At 71.5% G+C, this 22,723-nt stretch carries 18 protein-coding genes and 1 tRNA gene; 8 read left to right on the plus strand and 11 right to left on the minus strand.

The genetic code is table 11. The features are described 5' to 3' along the window. Positions 1-2 precede the first annotated feature (2 nt). Positions 3-938, minus strand: coding sequence for an SDR family NAD(P)-dependent oxidoreductase (locus tag C1C97_RS00775; RefSeq protein ID WP_121029651.1), 936 nt, complete (start codon positions 936-938; stop codon positions 3-5). An 84-nt stretch (positions 939-1,022) separates the two neighbouring features. Between C1C97_RS00775 and C1C97_RS00780 the strand changes: the two genes are divergently transcribed. Together C1C97_RS00780 and yidD are read left to right on the plus strand one after the other, a co-directional pair. Next, positions 1,023-2,207, plus strand: coding sequence for a zinc-dependent alcohol dehydrogenase (locus C1C97_RS00780; RefSeq protein WP_110919155.1), 1,185 nt, complete (start codon positions 1,023-1,025; stop codon positions 2,205-2,207). Positions 2,208-2,253: 46 nt separating this feature from the next. Beyond that, the gene (gene yidD / locus C1C97_RS00785; protein WP_110919156.1) at positions 2,254-2,565 is read left to right on the plus strand and encodes a membrane protein insertion efficiency factor YidD; all 312 of its coding nucleotides are present in this window, start codon (positions 2,254-2,256) and stop codon (positions 2,563-2,565) included. 160 nt (positions 2,566-2,725) lie between these two features. On the opposite strand, the gene C1C97_RS00790 is transcribed toward yidD, so the two are convergent. Next, positions 2,726-2,801 (minus strand) — tRNA-His (locus C1C97_RS00790). Between the two features lie 193 nt (positions 2,802-2,994). After that, positions 2,995-3,618, minus strand: coding sequence for an oligoribonuclease (orn, locus tag C1C97_RS00795; RefSeq protein ID WP_267897578.1), 624 nt, complete (start codon positions 3,616-3,618; stop codon positions 2,995-2,997). Between the two features lie 179 nt (positions 3,619-3,797). Between orn and mptB the strand changes: the two genes are divergently transcribed. Next, positions 3,798-5,366: a polyprenol phosphomannose-dependent alpha 1,6 mannosyltransferase MptB gene (gene mptB, locus C1C97_RS00800; RefSeq protein ID WP_233542638.1), complete on the plus strand. Its 1,569-nt coding sequence runs from the start codon at positions 3,798-3,800 to the stop codon at positions 5,364-5,366. A 114-nt stretch (positions 5,367-5,480) separates the two neighbouring features. Here the strand turns inward: mptB and glnA are convergent, their stop codons facing one another. Further along, on the minus strand, positions 5,481-6,905 hold the full coding sequence (gene glnA, locus C1C97_RS00805; RefSeq protein WP_121029655.1) for a type I glutamate--ammonia ligase: 1,425 nt from the start codon (positions 6,903-6,905) through the stop codon (positions 5,481-5,483). A 226-nt stretch (positions 6,906-7,131) separates the two neighbouring features. Between glnA and C1C97_RS00810 the strand changes: the two genes are divergently transcribed. After that, complete coding sequence (locus C1C97_RS00810; protein ID WP_110919159.1) at positions 7,132-7,578, plus strand: RDD family protein; 447 nt, start codon at positions 7,132-7,134, stop codon at positions 7,576-7,578. A gap of 42 nt (positions 7,579-7,620) precedes the next feature. Here the strand turns inward: C1C97_RS00810 and C1C97_RS00815 are convergent, their stop codons facing one another. The 3 genes from C1C97_RS00815 to lipB form a co-directional block, all read right to left on the minus strand. Beyond that, on the minus strand, positions 7,621-8,370 hold the full coding sequence (locus C1C97_RS00815; protein ID WP_121029657.1) for a DUF4191 domain-containing protein: 750 nt from the start codon (positions 8,368-8,370) through the stop codon (positions 7,621-7,623). Positions 8,371-8,519: 149 nt separating this feature from the next. Continuing rightward, positions 8,520-9,527, minus strand: coding sequence for a lipoyl synthase (gene lipA, locus C1C97_RS00820; RefSeq protein WP_110919161.1), 1,008 nt, complete (start codon positions 9,525-9,527; stop codon positions 8,520-8,522). 88 nt (positions 9,528-9,615) lie between these two features. After that, complete coding sequence (gene lipB, locus C1C97_RS00825; protein ID WP_121029659.1) at positions 9,616-10,371, minus strand: lipoyl(octanoyl) transferase LipB; 756 nt, start codon at positions 10,369-10,371, stop codon at positions 9,616-9,618. Positions 10,372-10,444: 73 nt separating this feature from the next. On the opposite strand from lipB, the gene C1C97_RS00830 reads away from it, so the two are divergent. Then, positions 10,445-12,769: a protein kinase domain-containing protein gene (locus C1C97_RS00830; protein WP_121029661.1), complete on the plus strand. Its 2,325-nt coding sequence runs from the start codon at positions 10,445-10,447 to the stop codon at positions 12,767-12,769. Between the two features lie 129 nt (positions 12,770-12,898). Here C1C97_RS00830 and C1C97_RS00835 read toward each other — a convergent pair whose 3' ends face one another. From C1C97_RS00835 to C1C97_RS00850, 4 genes are all read right to left on the minus strand, one after another. Next, entirely contained in the window at positions 12,899-13,246 is a 348-nt protein-coding gene (locus C1C97_RS00835) for a hypothetical protein (protein ID WP_121029663.1), read from the minus strand. 237 nt (positions 13,247-13,483) lie between these two features. Further along, the gene (gene sucB / locus C1C97_RS00840) at positions 13,484-15,331 is read right to left on the minus strand and encodes a 2-oxoglutarate dehydrogenase, E2 component, dihydrolipoamide succinyltransferase (RefSeq protein WP_121029665.1); all 1,848 of its coding nucleotides are present in this window, start codon (positions 15,329-15,331) and stop codon (positions 13,484-13,486) included. 119 nt (positions 15,332-15,450) lie between these two features. Beyond that, on the minus strand, positions 15,451-16,818 hold the full coding sequence (gene lpdA / locus C1C97_RS00845; protein WP_121029667.1) for a dihydrolipoyl dehydrogenase: 1,368 nt from the start codon (positions 16,816-16,818) through the stop codon (positions 15,451-15,453). Positions 16,819-16,990: 172 nt separating this feature from the next. Continuing rightward, the gene (locus tag C1C97_RS00850) at positions 16,991-18,517 is read right to left on the minus strand and encodes a leucyl aminopeptidase (protein WP_121029669.1); all 1,527 of its coding nucleotides are present in this window, start codon (positions 18,515-18,517) and stop codon (positions 16,991-16,993) included. A 211-nt stretch (positions 18,518-18,728) separates the two neighbouring features. Here C1C97_RS00850 and C1C97_RS00855 point away from each other — a divergent pair, with 211 nt between their 5' ends. From C1C97_RS00855 to C1C97_RS00865, 3 genes are all read left to right on the plus strand, one after another. After that, positions 18,729-19,658 (plus strand): proteasome assembly chaperone family protein, encoded by a 930-nt coding sequence (locus C1C97_RS00855; protein ID WP_110919168.1) that lies wholly within the window; start codon positions 18,729-18,731, stop codon positions 19,656-19,658. Positions 19,659-19,722: 64 nt separating this feature from the next. Next, on the plus strand, positions 19,723-21,018 hold the full coding sequence (locus C1C97_RS00860; RefSeq protein WP_121029671.1) for an MFS transporter: 1,296 nt from the start codon (positions 19,723-19,725) through the stop codon (positions 21,016-21,018). Positions 21,019-21,268: 250 nt separating this feature from the next. Then, positions 21,269-22,669 (plus strand): hypothetical protein, encoded by a 1,401-nt coding sequence (locus tag C1C97_RS00865; RefSeq protein WP_121029673.1) that lies wholly within the window; start codon positions 21,269-21,271, stop codon positions 22,667-22,669. Positions 22,670-22,723 lie beyond the last annotated feature (54 nt).

The raw sequence follows: 22,723 nt of genomic DNA on the forward strand, positions 1-22,723 counted from the left end.
TCTCAGCGTTCGTTGTTGCGGCGCGCGGCCCGGCTTCCCAGGGCACTGAGCGCGTTCACCACGGTGGAGCCCAGCCGCTGCTTGGCGGCGGCGCCCACCACGAGGTCCGTCTGGTGGGCAGCGGCCGAGGGCAGCAGCCGGTTGACCACGCCGAGGGCGCGCACGGTGAGCCCGGGCGCCACGCCGCGGACCCGCTGCGCGATCTTGGGCAGCCACCCCACCAGGACCACAGGGCGCCCCGCCAGCACGCCGTCCACGATGAGGCGCGCCGCGCGGTCCGCGTTCATGGCCAGCACCGGCAGGGACGCGGAGGGGGCGAACCACGCGTACTCCCTCTCGGGCTCCCCGGTGAAGAACGCGTGCTCGTGGGACCCGGTGCGCATCAGCCCGGGGTCGATGCTCGTGGCGGTGACACCCGTGCCGGACAGGGACGCCGCGAGACCCTCCGCGAAACCCACGGCCCCGAACTTGGCCGTGCTGTAGGGCAGCAGGTGCGGAACGGACACGAGTCCGCCCACGGAGGCCACGGTGCCGATCCGACCGTGGCCGCGTTCGCGCATCCCCGGCAGGACCGCCAGGGCGGTGTGCACCGGGCCCATGGTCATGGTGTCCACCGCGTCGCGGAACTGCTCCACGGTGACTCCCTCCACCGAGCCGACCTGGATGATCCCGGCCACGGTGACGAGGACCTCCACGGGGCCCATCTCGCGCTCCACGTCCCGCACGAGGGCGGTGACCTGGTCGGCGTCGCTGACGTCGCACACGTAGTCGCGGACCGTGCCGCTGCGGGACAGTCGCTCCCGCGCCCGGGCGAGCTCGGCGGCGTCGCGCGCGCAGATCGCGACGTCGAAGCCGCGGACGAGGAGTTCTTCGGCCACGAGCAGTCCCAGTCCGCGGGACGCTCCGGCCACCAGGGCCACCTGATGCATTGCAGTCATGGCGCCACGCTACCGCGCGTGCACCGGAGGTCGAACCCCCGGAGGGGTGATGCCGTGTCCACGCAATCGTGCTTGACTGGGGTCATGCGAGCATTGACATGGCAAGGACTCGGCGACGTCCGGGTCGAGAACGTTCCCGATCCCGTCCTGCAGGATCCCACCGACGCGATCGTGCGGGTGACCTCCACCGCCATCTGCGGTTCGGACCTGCACCTCTACGGCGTGCTGGGGCCGTACCTGCACAAGGACTACGTGCTGGGTCACGAGTTCATGGGCATCGTGGAGGAAGTGGGCTCGGGGGTCTCCAACCTGCAGCCCGGTGACCGCGTGGTTGTGCCCTTCGTGATCGCGTGCGGGCACTGCTGGATGTGCGACCGCGGCCTGTACGCGGCGTGCGAGACCACCCAGATCCGGGAGATGGGCTCCGGCGCCGCCCTGTTCGGCTTCTCGTCCCTGTACGGCTCGGTTCCGGGCGGTCAGGCCGAGATGGTGCGGGTGCCGCACGCGGACTTCGGCCCCGTGAAGCTGCCCCAGAACTTCGAGGACGAGCGCTTCCTCTACCTCAGCGACATCCTCCCCACCGCGTGGCAGGGCGTGAAGTACGCGAACGTGGGGGAGGAGGACACCCTGGCCGTGCTCGGTCTCGGCCCCGTGGGCCAGCTGGCCGTGCGCTCCGCCAAGCTGCAGGGCGTGAAGCGCATCATCGCCGTGGACCTCGTGGAGGAGCGGCTCGCCCTGGCCAAGAGCTGGGGTGTCGAGACCGTGGACCTGCGCGAGGTGGACGACGTCTCGCAGACCCTGCGGGAGATGACCGACGGGCGCGGCCCGGACGGTGTCCTGGACGCCGTGGGCATGGAGGCCCACGGCAACCCGATCGCGGAGAAGATCGTCGCGGGCGCGGCGCGGCTGCCCAAGCCGCTGGGCCGCAAGGCCATCGAGACCGTGGGCATCGACCGCCTGGACGCGCTGCACACGGCCATCCACAGCGTGCGCCGTGCGGGCACGGTGTCCCTGTCCGGCGTGTACGGCGGAATGGCCGATCCCATGCCCATGATGGAGATGTTCGACAAGGGCATCAGCATGCGCATGGGCCAGTGCCACGTGCGGCACTGGACGGACGAGCTGCTCGAGGTGCTGAGTCGGCCGGAGGACGTCCTGGGTCTGGAGTCCCTGGCCACGCACCACGTGTCCCTGGAGGACGCACCCGAGGCGTACAAGATGTTCCAGGAGAAGAAGGACGGCTGCATCAAGGTGGTGCTCAAGCCGTGACCCCTCACGGCGGAACCCCGCTCGTCGGAACAGGAAGGTGCTCCGCATGACTGACGTACGGCACCGGGTGGCCACCGCACCCCGCCGCGGGGTGGACCGCCTCATCCGCGGGTACCAGCGCCACCTCTCACCGCGCAAGGGCTACACGTGCGCGCACCTGGTGGCTCGGGGCGGTCAGTCCTGCTCCGCGGCGGTGCGCGGCATCATCGCCCAGCGCGGCGTGATCCGGGGGATCGTTCCCACCATGCTCCGTTTCGCGGCCTGCTACCGGGCGGCCCTGATGCTCGGGCCCGTCGGCGGCGGCAACGTGAGCGGTGTCTGCTGCTGCGGACCCATTCCCATCCCGTTCCGGTTCTGAGCGGAAACGCCGAAGCCCCGCTCCCCGCGTGCTGTGCTCACGTGGGACGCGGGGCTTCGGCGTGTCCAGGACGTGAGGTCCCGGAGTGGGAAGCCGGGATCATGAACGAGGCCCGGGTTCGCGGTGTTCCGCGAACCCGGGCCTCGTGTCCCGAACTGCATGGGGTGAGCGACGGGGGTTGAACCCGCGACCTCCTGGACCACAACCAGGCGCTCTGCCGACTGAGCTACGCCCACCATGCACCCGTGGGGAACCGTTCGATCCCTCCGGGCAACGACGACCACTATAGCGCACGTGAGCCCCGAATCCCGCATCGGGCGCGCGCGGAGCTCGCCGCCCCGTGCGGTGCCGCCTGCGCCTACCGAGCGCCGTGGGCCGCGTCCGCGTGGTCACGCGCTCCGCGGGACTCGTCGCCGCAGTGCGGTGGCCTCAGCGCGCAGAGCGCGTGGGGGAGGCCTGGATCAGTGCCGCGATCTTGCGGGCGTCGTCGGAGGTGGGCCCGGGATCCGCCGGGAAGAGGATGTGGCGGTAGTAGCGCAGCTCGTCGATCGAGTCCTCGATGTCCCCGAGCGCCCGGTGGTTGCCCGTCTTCTCCGGGGCCTGGAAGTAGGCCCGCGGGTACCAGCGGCGGGCGAGCTCCTTGATGGTGGAGACGTCGATGACGCGGTAGTGCAGGTGCTCCACCAGCTCGGGCATGTCCCGGGAGAGGAACGTCCGGTCCGTTCCCACGGAGTTGCCGCCCAGGGGTGCCTTGCCGGCCTCGGGGACCCACTCGCGGATGTAGTCCAGCACCATGGCCTGCGCCTGCGCCATGTCCATGCCGTTCTCCAGCTCGGGGAGCAGCCCGGAGTTCTCGTGCATGGTGCGCACGAAATCGTTCATCTGCTCGAGCGCTTCCTGCGGGGGTTTGATCACCACGTCCACGCCGCTGCCCAGCACGTTGAGCTCGTCGTCGGTGACGAGCGCGGCCACCTCGATCAACGCGTCCTGCGCGAGGGACAGCCCCGTCATCTCGCAGTCGATCCACACAATTCTCCGGTTTCCAGTCGTCACGCCCTCCAATCTATCGCCTTCCTCCGCGCTGCCCCGCCCCGCACGCCGGGACCTGCGGTCCGCGCACGACGTCGCACGATAGGATCGGCCCCGGTGTCGCCGCCGCGCCCCCAGCGCCGGTGGCACCGCGCCGGAGCGCCGTGCTGCGGTCCGGCACACACACCACCGGGAGGCCCGCAGTGCGCATCACGTCCAGGACGCACCCCCGGTCTGCCCGATCGGGTGGCGATCCGGACGCGGCCCGTGCACGGGAGGGGGCGACGTCGTCCCGGCTGCGCCGCACGGTGGTGCTGGGCGCGCTGGGCTCGGTGATGCTGTTCCTCGGCTCCCTGGGCGTGGGGTGGCTCGCGAGCGTCTCCGCGCTGCGTCGCATCCCGCTGATCATGTGGATGCGTTTCGAGACCCCGGGTGTGGTGGTGGCGATCGTGCTGCTGGCCCTGGGCTCCATGCTGCTGGTGCGGCAGTGGCTGCGCCTGGGACAGGAGCTGCGTCCGTGGGGGCCCGAGAGCGCCCGGTGGGTGCTGATCGCGATCGGCGCGTGGGCCGCGCCCATGCTCGTGAGCATCCCGCTGTTCAGCCGCGACGTGTACTCGTACATCGGTCAGGGCCGCGTGATGGCCGGCGGGCTGAACCCGTACGAGTCCGGTGTCTCCGCGATCGACAACTTCTTCCAGCTCGGTGCCGACCAGCTCTGGGCCGAGTCCCCACCCCCGTACGGCCCGGTGTTCCTGTGGCTCGAGCAGCTCGTGGTGATGCTCACCGGGGCGAACCCGGATGCCTGCGTGCTCCTGTTCCGCGCCCTGTGCGTGGTGGCGGTGCTCGCGTGCATGTGGGTGATCCCGCGCCTGGCCCGGCTGCACGGTGTGAACCCACGCCGGGCGCTGTGGCTGTCCGTGGCCAATCCGCTGTTCCTCACGAACTTCGTGGTGGCGGCCCACAACGACGCCGTCATGCTGGCCCTGGCCCTGCTCGGCACGTACGCGGCGTCCGTGCAGCGCAACTGGAAGGGCGGGCTGCTCGGCACCACCCTGGTCACGCTGTCCGTGGCCATCAAGCCCATCACCCTGGTCTTCCTGCCGTTCGTGGGGCTGCTGTGGGCCGGCCGGAACGCGTCGTGGCCGCGGAAGTTCGCCGTGTGGGCCCTCACCCTCGCCTACGCCGTGGTGCTGCTGGGCGTCATGGGGCTGATCAACGGCTTCGGGTTCGGCTGGGTCTCGGCCGTGTCCACCCCGGGGTCCGTGTACATCTGGTACGCGCCCATCGGACTGCTGGGGCTCTTCGCGCAGCTCGTGGGCTCGTCCTGGGGCCTCAACGGCTCGGCCTGGATGCATGCCGTCCACTCCCTGGGCACGGCCCTGGCGGCTCTCACCACGGTGGCCCTGATGTTCGTGGGCAGGGACGCCCGGATCCTGCGCCGCCTCGCGTGGGCCATGGCGGCCTTCGTGCTGCTCGCGCCCATCATCCAGGCCTGGTACGTGGTCTGGCTGATCCCGCTCTTCGCGGTCACCGGGATCCGCCCCGACTGGCAGACCGACGTGCTGTTCTTCATCACGGGGTTCTTCACCGTGTACGCCGTGGCGGACCAGCTGGACGTGTTCCCCTACCTGGATCTCGACCTCATCACCGCCCGGGTGATCTCCGCACTCCTGGCCCTCACGTACGGCGTGTACCTGTGGGTGCTGGACCCGGCCACGCGCCGCGTCCGGCGGCGGCGCTCCGCGGCACCCGGGCGGGCCGTCGTCCTCTGACCCGTCCCCGTGCGACAGGCCCCCGCGGGACGGGTGCCGGTGCGGCGTCGGTCGCGGACACGGCCCCGCTCCTGGAGGGAACGGGGCCGCGGGCGGTGACTCGGCGGTGAGCGCTCACACGCCGTAGTACAGCTGGAACTCCAGGGGGTGGGGGACCAGCGAGAGCGGCTTGAGCTCGAACTCGCGCTTGTACTCGATCCAGGACTCGATCAGGTCCTCGGTGAACACGTCACCGGCGAGCAGGAACTCGTGGTCCTCCTCGAGCGCCTGCAGGGCCTCCTCCAGGGTGGCGGGGGCCTTCTTGATGTCCTTGGCCTCCTCCGGGGGCAGCTCGTAGAGGTCCTTGTCCACCGGGTCCGCGGGCTCGATGCGGTTGCGGATGCCGTCCAGCCCGGCCATCAGCTGCGCGGCGAACGCCAGGTACGGGTTGCAGGAGGGGTCCGGGGCGCGGAACTCCAGGCGCTTGGCCTTGGGGTTGGTGCCCGTGATCGGGATGCGGATGCCCGCGGAGCGGTTGCCCTGCGAGTAGACCATGTTCACGGGGGCCTCGTAGCCCTTGACCAGGCGACGGTAGGAGTTCACCGTGGGGTTGGTGAAGGCCAGCACCGCGGAGGAGTGCTCCAGCAGCCCGCCGATGTACCAGCGGGCCAGGTCCGAGAGACCGGCGTAGCCCTTCTCGTCGTAGAACAGCGGCTCCCCGCCCTTCCACAGCGACTGGTGGCAGTGCATGCCGGAGCCGTTGTCGTCGTACACGGGCTTGGGCATGAACGTGACGGTCTTGCCGTAGGCGTCCGCGGTGTTCTTGATCACGTACTTGAACTTCAGCAGGTCGTCCGCGGCAGCGGTCAGCGTGGAGAACTTGTAGTTGATCTCCGCCTGGCCGGAGGCGCCCACCTCGTGGTGGGAGCGCTCCACCTCCAGGCCCACCTCGTCCAGCGCCACGCTCATGGCGTCGCGCAGGTCCGCCTGCTTGTCCACGGGGGACACGGGGAAGTAGCCGCCCTTGAGGGGGGTCTTGTTGGCGAGGTTGCCGCCCTCCTCCTTGCGGCCGCTGTTCCACGGGGCCTCCTCGGAGTCCAGCTTGTAGAACGTGGACTCGGGGCGCACCTGGAAGCGGGCGTCGTCGAACACGAAGAACTCGGCCTCGGACGCGAAGTTCGCTGTGTCCGCGATCCCGGTGGAGGCCAGGTAGGCCTCGGCGCGCTCGGCCACGCCGCGCGGGTCGCGGTGGTAGGGCTCACCGGTGCGGGGGTTCACGATCGAGCAGGTGACCACCAGGGTCTTCTCCACGCGGAAGGGGTCCACGAACGCGGACTTCGGGTCCGGGATCAGCTGCATGTCAGACTCGGCGATGCCCTGGAAACCGCGGATGGAGGAGCCGTCGAAGAGCTGGCCGTCCGTGAAGAAATCCTCGTCCACCGCCTTGGCGGGCAGGTTGAAGTGCTGCTGCACCCCGGGCATGTCCGTGAAGCGGAGGTCGACGAACACGACCTCCTCGTCCGTGAGGAATGCCAGAACTTCTTCGGCTGATTGGAACATGGACCTGTTCTCCTTGTCGTGTGGGCGTCCGATCGACGCCGCGGCGGGTCCTCCGGTGGGACCCCGCGGCTGTTCGGTTCTGGTGTCCAGCGTAGGAACCTGGCGTTGCCCGGCCGTGACACGCGTGTTTCGCACGTGTAACGGGACCGGACCGCCGACCGGTCAGTACGTCCGCCAGTCTAGTCGCGGCGCCCGGACCCACCGCCCGGGCCGATAGGGTGGGACCATGATCTCTCGCCAGGACATGGGCTCGTGGCTCGACGGCACCCCCCAGGACGGCCGCGGCCATCCCGGGCGCCGGCTCGGGCGCCCCCCGGAGGGCCCCGGTTCGGTGGGCTCCTTCTTCCCCCGCGTGGTGGCCCTGGTCATCGACTGGGCGGTGTCCGCCCTGGTCGCCACCGCGTTCCTGAGCCGGTGGAACGGTTCGGGGCTGATGACCCTGCTCGTGTTCTTCGTGCTCAGCGCCCTGATGGTGGGCTTCTTCGGCCGCACCCCGGGCCACTGGATCATGGGGCTGCAGGTGCAGACGATGAACGGCCGCCCCGCCGGTTTCGGCAGGGCGGCCGTCCGGTCACTCCTGATCTGCGCGGTGATCCCGCCGCTCGTGGTGGACGAGGACCACCGGGGTCTGCACGACCGCGCCGTGGACACCATCCTGGTGCGCGTGCGCTGAGGCGCCCGCGTCACCCCGTGCGCACGACGCCGCGCGGGCGGCTCAGCGGCCCCGCATCCCCTTGCGGTCCGGGCGGGCGCGCATGGGATCCACGCCCTTGGGGATGGGCAGGCGGTTCTGCAGGGTGTTCATCCGGCGGTGGACCACCTGCACCTCCTCCTTGGTGAGCTTGTCGTCCAGCCCGCGCAGCTGCTTGGTGAGCTTGTTCAGGGGAACCTGGCCCTCGCCGTTGCCGGACTTGATCACGTGGATCGGCACGTTCTGGATCACGGGACCGATGCGACGGCGTTCCTTCTTCACGAGCTTCTCGACGCGGTTCACGGGACCCTCGGTGATGAACACCACGCCGGGGCGGCCCACCGCGCGGAACAGCAGGTCCTTGGACTTGGGGTCCATGGCGGCCGGCTCCTCCTCCACGATCCACCCGCGCTTGAGGGTGGACAGCGCGGCACCGGCGGCTCCGGGCTGGCCCTCGATCCGGGAGAAGGCCGCGCGCTCGGCGCGCCGGGAGAGCAGGATCACCGCGGCCAGCACGGCGAACGGGATGCCGATCAGCAGCCACGTGATCCAGTTGCCCAGCGCCACGCCGATCAGCAGGAACACCAGCAGCACCCCGAGGCCCAGCAGGATCATCCACCACAGGATGTTGGGTTCCCGCTCGCGGGTCATCTGGAAGACCTGCTTCATCTGCGCGAAGACGCCGGGGCCCTTGGCGGCCCGGCGCTGACGCTTCTCCTCGCGCTTGCGGTCGCGCTCGGCGGCCTTGGCCTTGGTGGAGGTGGCTGGTGACACGATGGTTCCTCGCAGTAGCTGGTAGGGGATCGCGGCCATTCTATCCGCTGGCACGGGGGCGCGGCAGGACGCGCGGGGGTGCGCGCGGCCCGGGACACGACGACGCCGCCCGGAACCGGGCGGCGTCGTCGGATGGTGGCCGGTGGGCCTCAGCCCAGGCGGGCCAGCAGGGAGGAGGCCTCCTGCGTGGCGGAGCCGGAGTCGTCGATGTGCGAGAGGTGCTCGGGGATCTCCCGGCCCATCTTCGTCATGGCGCGCGCCCACAGCTTGCCCGCGCGGTAGCTGGAGCGGACCATGGGCCCGGCCATCACGCCCAGGAAGCCGATCTCCTCGGCGGCCTTGGACAGCTCAACGAACGTCTCGGGCTTCACCCAGCGGTCGATGGGGTGGAACGTGGGCCCGGGGCGCAGGTACTGGGTCAGCGTGATCAGGTCGCAACCGGCGTCGTGCAGGTCGCACAGGGCCTCGTAGACCTCGTCGTCCGTCTCACCCATGCCCAGGATGAGGTTGGACTTCACGATCATCCCGTTCTCCTTGCCCTGCGTGAGGACGTCCAGGGAACGCTCGTAGGCGAACGCCGGGCGGATCTGCTTGAAGATGCGCGGCACGGTCTCGAGGTTGTGCGCGAAGACCTCGGGCTGGGCGTCGATGACCTGCTGCAGGGCCTCGGGCTGGCCCTTGAAGTCCGGGATCAGGATCTCCACACCCGTGCTGGGGTTCATGGCGTGGATCGCGCGGATGGTCTCCGCATTGAGCCAGGCACCGCCGTCCGCGAGGTCGTCGCGGGCCACGGAGGTGACGGTGGCGTAGCGCAGGCCCAGGTCACGCACCGACTCCGCGACCTTGCGGGGCTCGGCCACGTCCACCATGCCCGGCTTGCCGGTGGCGATGTCGCAGAAGTCGCAGCGCCGGGTGCAGGTGTCCCCGCCGATCAGGAACGTGGCCTCACGGTCCTCCCAGCACTCGTAGATGTTGGGGCAGCCGGCCTCCTCGCACACCGTGTGCAGCCCTCGGCCGCGGGCCATGGACTTCAGCTCCGTGAACTGGGGGCCCATCTTGGCCGTGTTCTTCAGCCACGACGGCTTCTTCTCGATGGGCACCTCGGCGTTGCGTGCCTCGACGCGCAGTAGCTTGCGGCCTTCGGGTGCGATGGTCATGAGTACTCCTCGCTGGTGGCGCTGGCTGTGCCCGGGTACCGAGGTTCGTCGGAGCGGGCCGTGGAAAGACTTCTGGCTGGTGGCCGGGTCAGGAACCCGCGGCGGCGCCCTGTCGCCGGGGTGCCTCGGAGGCGGCGGGTGCTTCGGAGGCGGAGGGCGACAGGCGCACCGGAGGGGCCGGGGTGTCCGGCTCGAAGGGGACACACAGGTCCGATTCCCGGGCGGAGAGTTCCTGCTCCATACGCTCCACAACGTCCGCGGGGTCGATCCGATTCCCCGTCTCCTCGCTCAGGGAGGTCACACCGGCGTCCGTGATGCCGCACGGGATGATCTTGCCGAACGGGCGGAGGTCGTTGGAACAGTTCAGGGCGAAGCCGTGCATGGTGGCCCGCTTGGAGACCTGCACGCCGATCGCGGAGATCTTCCGGTCCGGACCACGCTCGTCCGCGAGCACCCACGCGCCGGAGCGGCCCTCCACCGTGGTGGCGGGGACACCGAAGTCCCGGACGACGGCGATGATCACCTGCTCCAGGACCCGCACGAAGCGCACGACGTCCAGGGGGATGGGCAACCGCATGATCGGGTACCCCACGAGCATGCCGGGGCCGTGGTAGGTGAGCTTGCCGCCGCGGCCGATGGGGACCACCTCGGTGCCGTCCCACGGGTACTCGTGCTTCTCGGTCCGGCGGCCGGCGGTGTACACCGGCTCGTGCTCGACCATCAGCACGGTGTTGCCGCGGCTGCCCGCCACCACCTCCTGGTGGACCTGCCGCTGCAGCTCCAGGCAGTCGCGGTAGTTCACCAGGTCCGGCGCCATGCCGATGCGTTCGAAGTGCAGAGCCATTCGTCCACCATATCCCTTCCCCGACCTGTGGATAACGTGAGCACGACCACAGCCCGCGCGGCACAGTGGGGGCATGCACGAACACCAGTCAGAGGACCACGAGGACCGCCGCGTTCCCGCCCGGGAACGGGGGGAACCAGACCGCAGCGCCGCTGGTGGGGGCGCACGCAGCGCGCGGGACAGGGTGTCCGCCGCGCGGGCCCACTCGGGCCGCCGGCGGCTCCCCCCGGCGGGGACACCGGGCGCCGTCGGCTCGCACGCCGCGGACCAGCCCGGCCCGGGCGCGGCCGAGGTGCCCACCCCTGCGGCGGACGTGCCGGGGGAGGTGGCACCGGACGGGCGACGAGAGGAACCCGGGACACCCGTCGGCGCGGTCCACGCCCGCGCCGACGAAGCGACGATCCCCGAGCACGCGGGCCGGGAGGTCGACGCCGCTGCACGGCACGGCGGTCTCGAGCTGGTGGACAGACTGGGCGAGGGAGACGGAACGCGGACGTGGCTGGCGCGGGAGCAGCACTCGCGGGAGGAGTTCACGGTGACCTTCGCCGTGGCGGAGGAGGCGGAGCGGCGGCGGGTTCTGGAACGGTCCTTCACCGCGCTCGTGGACACGTGGTCCGAGATCTCCCACCCCCACCTCGTGCGCGTGCGGGCACTGCTCGGGGAGGCGGAGCACGCAACCGCGCTCGTGGCGGACCGTGTGGCGGGCCCGACCCTCGCGGACCGCATGCGCGCCGCGGGACGAATCGCCCCGGCGGACGTGGCCCCCGTGCTGGCCGGGGTGGCCCGGGCGCTCGCGCGACTGCACGAGAACGGGTGGGTGCATGCCCGGCTCACCCCCCAGCACGTGCTGCTGGCTCCGGACGGCCGGGTCCTGGTGGACGGGTACGGCGTGCCCGAGGGAACCGCGGGCGCGGGTGTCCCGTGGGGTCAGGGGGACCGGCCCGAGACCCGATCGGGCCGCAGCGGCACCGTGTCCCTCGATCCCACACCGGGGTCCGTGGCGGCGAACGCCGCCGCGGCAGACCCTGGGCCACGGGGTGCCACCGCCTACGGGGAGTCGGACGGAGCACACCAGTCCGGTGCGCTGCCCCGCGGCGGAACACCGCTGGCCGCGGACCCGGCGGTGCAATCCTCCCCGGCGGTGAACACCTCCGCCGCGGACGTGTACGCACTGGGGGTCCTGGGGTGGCGCGCGCTCACGGGACGCCACCCCGGACCGGACTCGCACAGGGTGCCCTTGACGCTCATGTGCCCCACCGCGCCGCGCCACCTCGTGCTCATGCTGGAGGCGGCCCTCGCGGACGACCCCGGGGCCAGGCCCTCCGCACGGGAACTTGCGACGGGATTCGACACCGCCTCGCCGCGGAGCAGACCCGCGCGGCGGCCACCGGAGCGCATGACGCCCGAGGTGATCCGGGCTGACGGCACGACGGTGCGCGCCCGGCGCATGCGCGCTCCACTTCTGGGCAGGTCCCGGGATGCCGTGCCCCGGGTCCCGCGCGGGCGGGGCACCGGTCCCGGGGGCTCGACCGTCCCCGGTGCCGAGGCCCGCGGTGCCGACACCGGACGGCCAGCACGGCGCCCCGGGCGGGGTGAGGTGCCGCCGTCGCGTGCAACGCACCGACCTCGGGGGACCAGCATGGGCGGTGCTGTGCTCCCGCTGTCCCATACCCCGTGGGCCACGCGGCGGCGCCTCCTGGTCGCAGGGGCGGCGCTCGCACTGATCGGGTCCGTTGCGTGGGGATACGCCGTGTGGGGCGTTCCCGGCGAGGTGACGGCGGATCCTGGTGCGGCGGCACGGGCATCCGCACGTGCGACCCCGGGGACCGGTGCAGCCGCCGGGGAGCCTGCGGAGCCGGGGGCGTCCGGGGCCCCTTCCCAGCATTCCCGGTCCGCACCACCGGCCGGCGCCGCGAGAACCACGTCCGCCGCGCCGGGCGCCTCGATGCAGGACAAGAACAGGGAGGCGCAGCGGGCCGTGCGCGATCTCGTTGCGGCACGGGCCGCCGCACTCGCGGCCGGGGACGAGAACGCGGCCGCGGCCGTCTACGTCCCGGAATCCCGGCTCGCGGCCCGGGACCGGGAGGTGATCCGCCGCGCGGCGGCCCAGGACGCGGCGGGCACGGGACGCACGGCGTTCTCCGGACTGAGCATGGAGGTGGTGCAGCTGGCGGAGCAGTCCCCGGCACCCGGGGCGCGGCTCACCCCCGCGGAGGCCGCGCGGACCAGGACGTACCGGGCCCAGGTGGTGACGCGGGGCTGGCACGGGGAGCTGCCCGCGGGCTCCCACGTCACCCGTGAGGGTGCCGAGGCGCGCCAGTCCGTGCGCATCTCGGTGGTGCAGACCTCCCAGGGGTGGCGGCTCACGGACGTCACCCCCGTGGGGAACGGGAAGTGATCCCGTGGGTGCTGTCCGGCGGCCGCCGTGGCCGGACAGCAACGAACCCCGGTGCCCATGCGCGGCGGTGCCGCAGAGCCCCGGGGTTCGCCCGAAACGGGTTGGTGCGCCCCTCGGAAGGGTGTCGGATCACCAGAACACGGCCACCGCGGCGTTGATGAGGGCCATGCCTCCCACGGCGTGGGCCAGGCCGGTGGACACCGGCTCACTGCGCTGCGTCTTGCGCATCCCGATGAACGCGGCCACCAGCACGATCAGCAGGATCACGAGTTTCACGCCGATCTTCACGTAGTTGATGCCACCGCCGTTCAGCTCGTGGTAGGCCACCAGGCCGAGCCCTGTGACGAGCATGAGCACCGCGGCCCAGAACTGGCCCACGGTGACCGTGGGGCGCTTCATGGTGTAGAACCACGTCCCCACGATCACGGCCACGCCCATGATGTGGAGGAATACCAGAAGATGCAGAAGGAACGTCATGCTCCGAGGGTAACCGAGACCCCGGATCCGGCAGGCAGCACGCGGGCCCGGGGCGTGGTGTGCTCGACACACTCCACGCACCGGGCCCGTCACGGTTGCGACCCCTCCACTCGAGGATGAGGTGGTCCGAGGATCACGAGCGGAGGATGCGGCCGATCACGGCGGACTGCCGCGGCGGCCGGCTGCCCCGCCGCCCGTCCGATCCTGCTGCCCGCCCGATCCCTCAGGACCGAGGGCTCAGAGCCCCACCTCGGACTCGAACTGCCCGGCCTCCAGGCGCTTCTTGAGGGTGCTCAGGAAGCGGCCGGCGTCCGCGCCGTCCACCAGGCGGTGGTCGTAGGTCAGGGACAGGTAGCACATGTGCCGGATGGCGATCGTGTCGTTGCCGTCCGCGTCCGTCATGACCATGGGGCGCTTCACGATGGAACCGGTGCCCAGGATGCCCACCTGCGGCTGGTTGATGATCGGGGTGTCGAACAGGGCACCGAAGGACCCGATGTTGGTGATGGTGAACGTGCCACCGGTCAGTGCATCGGGGGAGATGCTGCCGTCCTTCGCAGCGCTTCCCAGCTCGGCGATCTGCTTGGCCAGCCCACCCAGGTTCAGGTCACCGGCGTTCTTCACCACGGGGACCAGCAGCCCGCGCGGGGTGTCCACGGCGATCGCGATGTCCTCGGAGGAGTTGTAGACGATCTCCTTGGCGTCCTCCTTGAAGGTCGCGTTGACCACCGGGTGGGCCTGCAGGGCCTCGGCGACGGCCTTCGCGAAGAACGGCATGAACGTGAGCTTGGCGCCCTCGCGCTTCTGGAACTGGTCCTTGGCCTTCTGCCGCAGCTGCGCCACGCGGGTCATGTCCACCTCGGTCACCTGCGTGAGCTGCGCGGAGACGTCGAGGGACTCGCGCATCCGCTTGGCGATCGTCATGCGGATGCGGGGCGCCTTCTCCGTGGTGCCGCGCTTCGCGTCCGGAGCCGGAGCAGCCGGGGCGGGGGCGGAACCCTGGGTGGAGACCGCCGGAGCCGTGTTGGCGCTGGTCTCCTGGGCTGCGGGGGCCGAGGACTTCTCGGCCTCCTCCGCCGCGGCCAGGACGTCCTGCTTGCGGATGCGTCCACCCACGCCGGTGCCCGTGAGGGTGCTGAGGTCCACGTTCTTCTCGCGGGCCAGCTTGCGCACCAGCGGGGTCACGTAGCCGGCGACGTCCTTGGCACCCGCGCCCGACGAGGCGCTCTCGGACGTCGAGGTCTCGGACGAGCGGGCTTCCGACTGCTTGGCGTCGGACTGCTCGGCCTTGGGCTTCGGTGCCTGCTCGGTCTTGGCCTCGGCGGCCTGTTCGGTGTTCTCACCGGAGTCCGCGGCGGTGGCGGCGTCCTCGATCTGCTCGGCCTTGGTCTCACCCGACTCGTCGGAGGAACCGTTGTCGGAGTCGGAGTCGGAGTCGGAGTCACCGGAGCCGGCGGCGGACTCGTCGCCCACGATCGCCAGGACCTGGCCGACCTCGGCGTCCTCGTCCTCCTGGACCTTGATCTCCAGCAGGGTCCCGGCCACGGGGGAGGGGACCTCGGTGTCGACCTTGTCGGTGGAAACCTCCAGCAGGGGCTCGTCGACCTCAATCTGCTCGCCGACCTCCTTGAGCCAGCGGGTCACGGTGCCCTCGGTCACGGACTCACCCAGCGCGGGCAGGGTGACCTCCACGGAGTTGCCCGAGGACTGCTTGGTGTCGGCCTGGGGGGCCTGCTCGGTCTCGGTCTCCGCCGCCTGTTCGGTGTTCTCACCGGAGTCGGCTTCGGTCGCGGCGTCCTCGACCTCCTCGGCGGAAGCGTCCGAGGAGTCATCGGAACCCGAACCGGAGCCGTCACCGATGACGACCAGTGCGGCGCCGACCTCGACGTCTTCGTCCTCCTCGACCAGAATTTTCTCGATCACACCAGCCACGGGCGAGGGGACCTCGGTGTCGACTTTGTCGGTGGAGACCTCCAGCAGGGGTTCGTCCACGGCCACCTCGTCCCCCACCTGCTTCAGCCAGCGGGTCACGGTGCCTTCGGTGACAGACTCGCCCAGTGCGGGCAGGTTAACGGTTTCAGACATGGTCTTGTCCGTCCCTCTCTAAAGATCGGAAAATGTGCAACGTGTCCCGGGTCCGTGCGGTCCCGGGGTGGTGAGGGGCCGGGTGCCCACCCCGTGGGGCGGGCACCCGGTGCAGTGGATCAGCCGTGCAGCGGAGTGCCGGCCAATGCCATCGCTGCCTCACCGATGGCCTCGTTCTGGGTGGGGTGGGCGTGGATGAATGCCGCCACGTCCTCGGGGTAGGCCTCCCAGTTCACCATGAGCTGGCCTTCACCGATCTGCTCACTGATGCGGGTCCCGATCGCGTGGAACCCCACGATGGGTCCGTCCTTCTCGCGCACCAGCTTGATGATGCCGCCGGTGCCCAGGATGGAGCTCTTGCCGTTGCCAGCGAGGTTGTACTCGAAGGTCTCCACGTTGTCCTTGCCGAACTTCTCCTCCGCCTTGGGCTGGGAGTAGCCCACGGAGGCGATCTCCGGCTCGGTGAAGGTGACCTTGGGGACGTTGATGTCCGGGACCCCCACGGGGTTCAGGCCCGCGATCTCCTCGGCCACGAAGCGGCCCTGCTGGTAGCCGCGGTGCGCCAGCTGCACGCCGGGGACGATGTCCCCGATCGCGTAGATGTTGCCCACGCCGGTGTGCAGACGCTCGTTCGGGGTCACGAAGCCGCGGTCCATGGGGATGCCCTGGTCCTCGAAGCCCATGTCCGCGGTGTTCGGCCCGCGGCCCACGGCCACGAGCACGATGTCCGCCTCGAACTCCTTGCCGTCCGCGAGGGTGACCTTGGCGCCGTCGTCGTTCTGCTCGACCTTCTCGAAGAAGGTGCCGAGGTTGGACTTGATGCCGCGCTTCTTGAACTCGCGCTCAGCGATCTTCACGATGGCCGGGTCCTCATTGGCCACGAGGTGGGGCAGACCCTCGATCACGGTCACATCCACGCCGAAGGAGCGCCACATGGAGGCGAACTCGCAGCCGATCACGCCGCCGCCCAGCACGATCGCGGACTTGGGCACGAAGTCGATCTCGAGGGCCTCGGTGGAGGTCATCACGCGACCGCCGATCTCGATGCCGAGGGTCTTGGAGACGGAGCCGGTGGCCAGGATGATGTGCTCACCCGTGTAGGTGGTGCCGTCCACGTCGATGGTGTTGGGGCCGGTGAGCTTGCCGTTGCCCTGGACCACGTCCACCTTGCGCATCTTCATGAGGCCGGTGAGGCCCTTGTACTTGCCCTGCACGATCTTGTTCTTGTACTCGCGCACGGCGCCCATGTCGATGGACTCCAGGGTGGTCTTGATGCCGTACTTCTCCGACTCCCGGGCGCCTTCGGCGAGTTCGGCCGAGTGCAGGTACGCCTTGGTGGGGATGCAACCCCAGTGCAGGCACGTACCGCCCAGCTTCTCCTTCTCGATCAGCGCCACGCTGTAACCCAGCTGCACCGCGCGCAGTGCGGCGGAGTACCCGGCGGATCCTCCGCCCAGGACCAGAATGTCGTATTGGTTGTCGGCCACGTTGGCTCCCTCGGGGTTCGAGTTCTTGGTTTCGGATGTCCGCCCGAGTCCCGATCCGGGGTCTGCGGGGGACGGTCACGGTTGGGGTCCAGCCTAACGCCACCCGCAGGGCCCCACCAGGCATTGCAACCCGCTGGGACCCCGCGACGTGGCGCACCTCACGCGGGGGTGCTCACCCCGCGTGCGATTCGGCGAGCTGCAGCAGGGTGCGCACCCCGAAGCCCGTCCCTTCCTTGGGGGTGTACCCCCACGGCTGCGACTCGTTGAAGGACGGACCGGCGATGTCGATGTGCGCCCACGGCACGCGGCGACCGTCGTGCTCGGGGACGAACTCGCGCAGGAACAGCCCCGCCACGAGCATCCCGCCGTGCTTGTCGCCCATGTTCTTCAGGTCCGCCACGAACGAGTCCAGCGAGGGCCGCAGGTGCTCCGGCAGCGGCATGGGCCACGCCGGTTCGCCCGCGCGGGCGGCGGCGTCCACCACGAGGCCGCGGGCGGCGTCGTCGCCCATGACGCCCGCGGTGCGCACGCCGAGCGCGGCCATCTGCGCGCCGGTGAGGGTCGCGATGTCCACGAGCACGTCCGGGTTCTCCTGGCCGGCGGCCCAGAGGCCGTCCGCGAGCACGAGGCGCCCCTCGGCGTCCGTGTTGAGCACCTCCACGGTGTGGCCGCTGTGCATGGTGAGCACGTCACCGGGGCGGGTCGCGGAGCCGGACGGCAGGTTCTCCGCGAGGCACAGCCACCCGGTCACGGCCACGGGCAGCTCGAGGGCGGCCGCGGCGAACACTGTGCTCAGCACCGCGGCGGCGCCGGCCATGTCCGACTTCATGGTCATCATCGAGGCCGGGGGCTTCAGCGAGAGTCCACCGGAGTCGAACGTGATGCCCTTGCCCACGAGCGCCACGTGCTTCTGCGCCCGTGCCGGGGACCAGCGCAGCTTGACCAGGCGCGGGCCGTTGACCGAGCCCTGGCCCACACCCAGCAGGCCGCCGTAGCTGCCGCGGGCGAGCTCCTTCTCCGCGAGCACCTCCACCTTGACCCTGGTGCCCTTGGCCGCGGCCACGGCCACGTCCGCCACGAACTCGGGGGTGGCGGTGTCGGGGGAGAGGTCCACCAGGGTGCGGGTCAGACGCACGGCACGGGTGACGTGGGCCGCGCGGGTGAGCGCCGCCTTCGCCTCCCTGCCGAGGTTCTTGGGTGCGAACACCGCGGCGGAGACCAGCGGCCGGTTCTCCTCGGAACGCGTGCGGGCCTTCTGCGCCGTGTACTCGAAGGCGCCCAGGCCGATGCCCTCGGCCACGGCCTGCACGTCCGCCACGGAGGTGACCTCGAAGGCGACGACGGCCGACGCCGCCCGCCCCTGGAGGCCGCGCACCGCGGCACCGGCCGCGCGACGCAGGTTCTCCAGGCGCTCGTCGCCCTCGCCGCGACCCAGACCCGTGAAGACCACGAGGGAGGCGCGGACCTCCTCCGGTGCGGGCACCACCACCACGCGGTCGAGCGTGCCGGAGGCACCGGCCCGCTGCGCGAGCTCCGTCAGGCGACGCCGCACGCCCGCCTTGATCTCCCCGGGGAGGGCCGGGGCGCCGTCGTGGCCGACGCCCAGGACGAGTGCGTCTGCGGGGGAGTCCCCCAGCGGCTTGGCGGTGGCCGTGAGGGCCACCTCGTGGGTCGTGAGGATCTCTTGCGCTGTGGTCACTGTGATGTCCTTTCGCGGGTGGCTGTACCGGGGTGTGCGGTGCGGGTGGCCGCGGCCCCGGGGCGCGGGGCGCCGGTGTGACACCGATCCTAGCCATGGCCGTGCGGGCCGCGCGGGGAATACCCGGTGACACCGCGCGCGTTGCCAGTGACAACACCGGTGCGCACCCCCGTGCTGCTCGCGCACCCTGGCCCGTTCCCGAGGAGGAGAAGTGCTGGATCCCACGGCCCTGTACCTGGGCAACCCCGCTCTGCTGGGTGACGACAGGCTGCGTGGCCTGCCCATGATCGTGGCACTGTCCGGATACGTGGAGGCCGGGCACCTGGCGGGCCAGATCGAGGCGGTGATCCTGGACTCCATGCCGAGCGAGACGGTGGCGCGGTTCGACCTGGACCAGCTCTACGACTACCGCTCGCGGCGGCCCCGGGTGAAGTTCGCGGAGGACCACTTCGAGGAGTGGGAGGCGCCCGAGCTGAACCTCAGCGTGGTCACGGACGGGCTGGACCGGCACTTCCTGCTGCTGACGGGCCCGGAGCCGGACACCCAGTGGGAGCGCTTCGCCTCCGCGGTGGTGGGTCTGGCGCAGCGGCTGCAGGTCAGCCTGGTGGCCCTCGTGGGCGGCATCCCCATGCCGGTCCCGCACACCCGCCCCGTCCTGGTCACCGCGCACGGCCCGCGCGCGGACCTGCTGCCGCACATCGAGGGCGCCCGGCCCACGTTCGAGGTCAGCGCGTCCGCCTCCCACCTGCTGGAGCTGCGGCTGCAGGAGGGCGGGATCGACCACGTGGGACTGTCCGTGCACGTGCCCCAGTACCTCGCGGAGTCCTACCTGCCCCAGGCGGCCGTGGCGGCGCTGGAGTACCTCAGCGCGGTCACGGGGCGCACGCTGCCCACGGACGAGCTGCGCGAGGCCTCGCGGGACGTGATCCGCCAGATCGACGAGCAGGCCAGCGCCTCGCCCGAGGTCCAGGCCGTGATCGAGAACATGGAGCGGCGATACGATGACGTGGTGGACGCGTCCGCCCGCCGGTCCATCCTCGCCGGGCCCGACGACGCCGATCTCCCCGACGCCGACGACCTCGGCGCCGCGGCCGAGGCGTTCCTCGCCGCCCGGAGCGAGCCGGACGACCACCAGCACTAGGCCCCCGGTAGCGGACCCGACCCGCGGGGCGTCGACACCTCAGCCCGTGGGAGGCCCCTCCAGCATGTCCGTCGCAGCCACGCCGCCGCCGTCCCGGTACAAGGACTCACCCACGGCGTGGCTGATCCTCGCGGTGGGGGTGTTCACCTACTTCTCCGCGGTGGCGCAGCGGACCAGCTTCGGGGTGGCCACGGTGGAGGCGGCGGACCGCTTCCACACGGCGGCCTCGGAACTCTCCCTGTTCTCCATGATGCAGGTGCTGGTCTACGCCCTCCTGCAGGTGCCCGTGGGGGTCCTGGTGGACCGGTTCGGGCCCCGGATCCTCATCACCGTGGGCGCCGTGGCGATGGTCGCGGGTCAGCTGCAGCTCGCCGCGGCCCAGTCCGTGGCCGAAGGCGTGGTGGGGCGCATCCTCGTGGGCGCCGGGGACGCGGCCACGTTCGTGTGCGTCATGCGTCTGCTGCCCGTGTGGTTCTCCCCGCTGAAGGTCCCCATGCTCTCGCAGGTGGTGGGCATGACCGGGAACCTGGGGCAGCTGTTCTCCGTGATCCCGTTCGCCGCGCTGCTGCACGCCCTGGGTTGGGTGCCCTCGTTCGCGGTCATGGCCGGGATCGCCCTGGTGGCCGCGCTGCTCTCGGGTCTCCTGCTGCGCAGCAACCCGCCCGGGGTGCGCGTGCTCGGTGACTCCCTGTCCCTCGCCTCCATCCGCACGTCCATGGGCCTGGCGCTGAGGGAGCCGGGCACCCAGCTGGGGTTCTGGGTCCACTTCACCGTGCAGTTCGTGGGCAACACCTTCGCACTGACGTGGGCATACCCCTACCTGCAGAACGCCCAGGGGCTGGACCCCACCCGGGCCTCCGCCGTGATGACGTGCTACGTGGTCTTCAACGTGGCGGTCGCGCCGCTGATCGGCAGGCTCAGTGCCCGCTTCGCACGCCGTCGTTCCCGCCTCGTGCTCGCGTGCTGCTTCGTGAGCTGGTCCGGCTGGGCGGTGCTGCTGATCTGGCCCGGTCACGCGCCCACGGCGGTCGTCTACGTGGCGGTCTGCATGATCGCGCTGTCCCTGCCCGCATCGATGATCGCGTTCGACATCGTGCGCGCCTTCAACCCGCCCCAGCGCGGCGGCACCGCCACGGGCCTGGCCAACGTGGGCGGCTTCGCGGCCTCCCTGCTGGCCATCTACGTGACCGGCCTCGTGCTGGACCTGCTGCACGGCGCGGGCATCTCCCGCTCCCTATACGACGGCGATGCGTTCCGTCCCGCGATCGCCGCCCAGGGGCTCGTGGCGCTGGCGGGCACGGTGGCCATCCTGCGGTGCACCGCCAAGGTGCGCAGGGCGCACGGAGCGGATGCGGTCTGACGACCCTGTCCGCCCGTCCGGGAGCCGCCGGGCCGTGGCGCGGGCGATGCCGCATCGCCGGACACCGCGGCTCGCGACCGCCGGGATCCGGCGGTCACGAGCGGGCCGGTCCGCGCGCCGGGTGCGTGAACCGGTCGACGCACGGCGAGCGCACTGCACCGCTTCCGCCTCCGGAACCACGACGGCGCGGTCGTCCACCGGGCCCGGCGTCACCGCAGCGGCTCGTGGCGCCGCGCGGCACCGTGGTGCCATGACGACCACACCCGATGCCGCGGACACCGTCCTGCTCCGTCACACCGAGGACCTCCTGGCCCTGATCCCGCACCAGGTGGGGCACACGCCCCGGAACACCTCGGTCCTGTTCTTCCCCGTGGCCGGTGGCAGCGCCCTGTGCCTCAGCATGGACACCCCCGGTGCGAGCACCGACGGGCGCGCGGCGGTCGAGGAGCTCACGGACGTCCTCAGCCGCGTCCGTCACCGCGGGGAGGTGGTGGTGGTCGTCTACTCGGACTCGGCGGGAGTGGACCACGGTGCGGTGGAGTCCCAGGTGCACGCCGCGCGGTGGGCGGGCATCCTCGACGGGCTGGGGCTGGACGCACTGCGCATCCTGGTCGTGGGCCCCACCCACTGGTGGGACTGCGAGGAACCGGAACGGGCCCTGCCGGCTCGGCTCATCCGGGACAGCGCCGTCAACGCCCAGCTGGTGGCCGCGGGCAGCGCCGAGGAGCCCGTGGCCCTGCGCGACGCCCCCGGACACAAGCAGCGGCTCGAACGCAGGGGTGCGCGGCTGCGGGAGGCCTGGCGGCGGCACGCGAGCACCACGGGGTCCGGTCCCACCGCGGGGAGCCATGCCCACGGCGGCCTGCTCGGGCCCACCACTGCGGGGGGCACGGGCGGGTCGGCGCTCGCCGAGGCCTGCGCGGGTCTCGAGTGCTGGCACCGCACGGTGTGCGAGGTGTCGCGCCGCCGGAGCGACTGGGTGGATGCCGTCCTCGCGTGTTCCGACGACCACCTGATCGTGCTGCTCACCGCGCTCGAGGACGGCCCCACCAGGGATGCGCTGTTCTACTCGTGGCTCACCGGCAGCCCCGACCGGGCGGCCGTCGCGCTCGTCGGCCTGCATGCCGCCGCGGCCCGGCTCAGCACCCCCGCCCAGGTGGCGGCCCCGCCGGAACCCGACGAGGAGGTTCTCCACGAGGCCCTGCGGTGCCTCGCCGCGGTGTCCGGGGAGTGGGACGGACCGCCGCACTGGGAGAGCCTCGAAAGTGCGTACCGGGTGCTCCAGGTGCTGGACGGGCTGCTGTGGGCCGGGGAAGCGGGGCCCGCAGCCAGGAGCCCCGCCGCGTCGGCGTGCTCCCGTCCGGTGTGCCCCGGCGGGACCACGCGGAAGCACCCGGCGGCACCGGGGACGGAACCGCTGCCCGCCGTGGTGGCGGCGCTGGCCCACCTGGAGTTCTACCGCGGCCGCTCCCGCACCGCGGCCCGCCTGCTGTCCGGGCTCGGGGATCGTTCCCGCGGGGCGGCGCCCGGGCGGTGCGCGGTTCGGGACGTCACCCACCGGATGAGCGCACTCACGGCGCCGTGGTGGTGCGCGGACCCGCGGTCCGCCTGGCCGGGACGGCACTGGTGGTCCCGGCAGGGCCCGGCCTGACGAGACCCGGCCGGCGCCAGCGCCCCCGGATCCCCCTCCCGGCGGCCGGGAACA

This window comes from Kocuria tytonis, from assembly GCF_003226895.2.
Taxonomy (GTDB): Bacteria; Actinomycetota; Actinomycetes; order Actinomycetales; family Micrococcaceae; genus Kocuria; species Kocuria tytonis.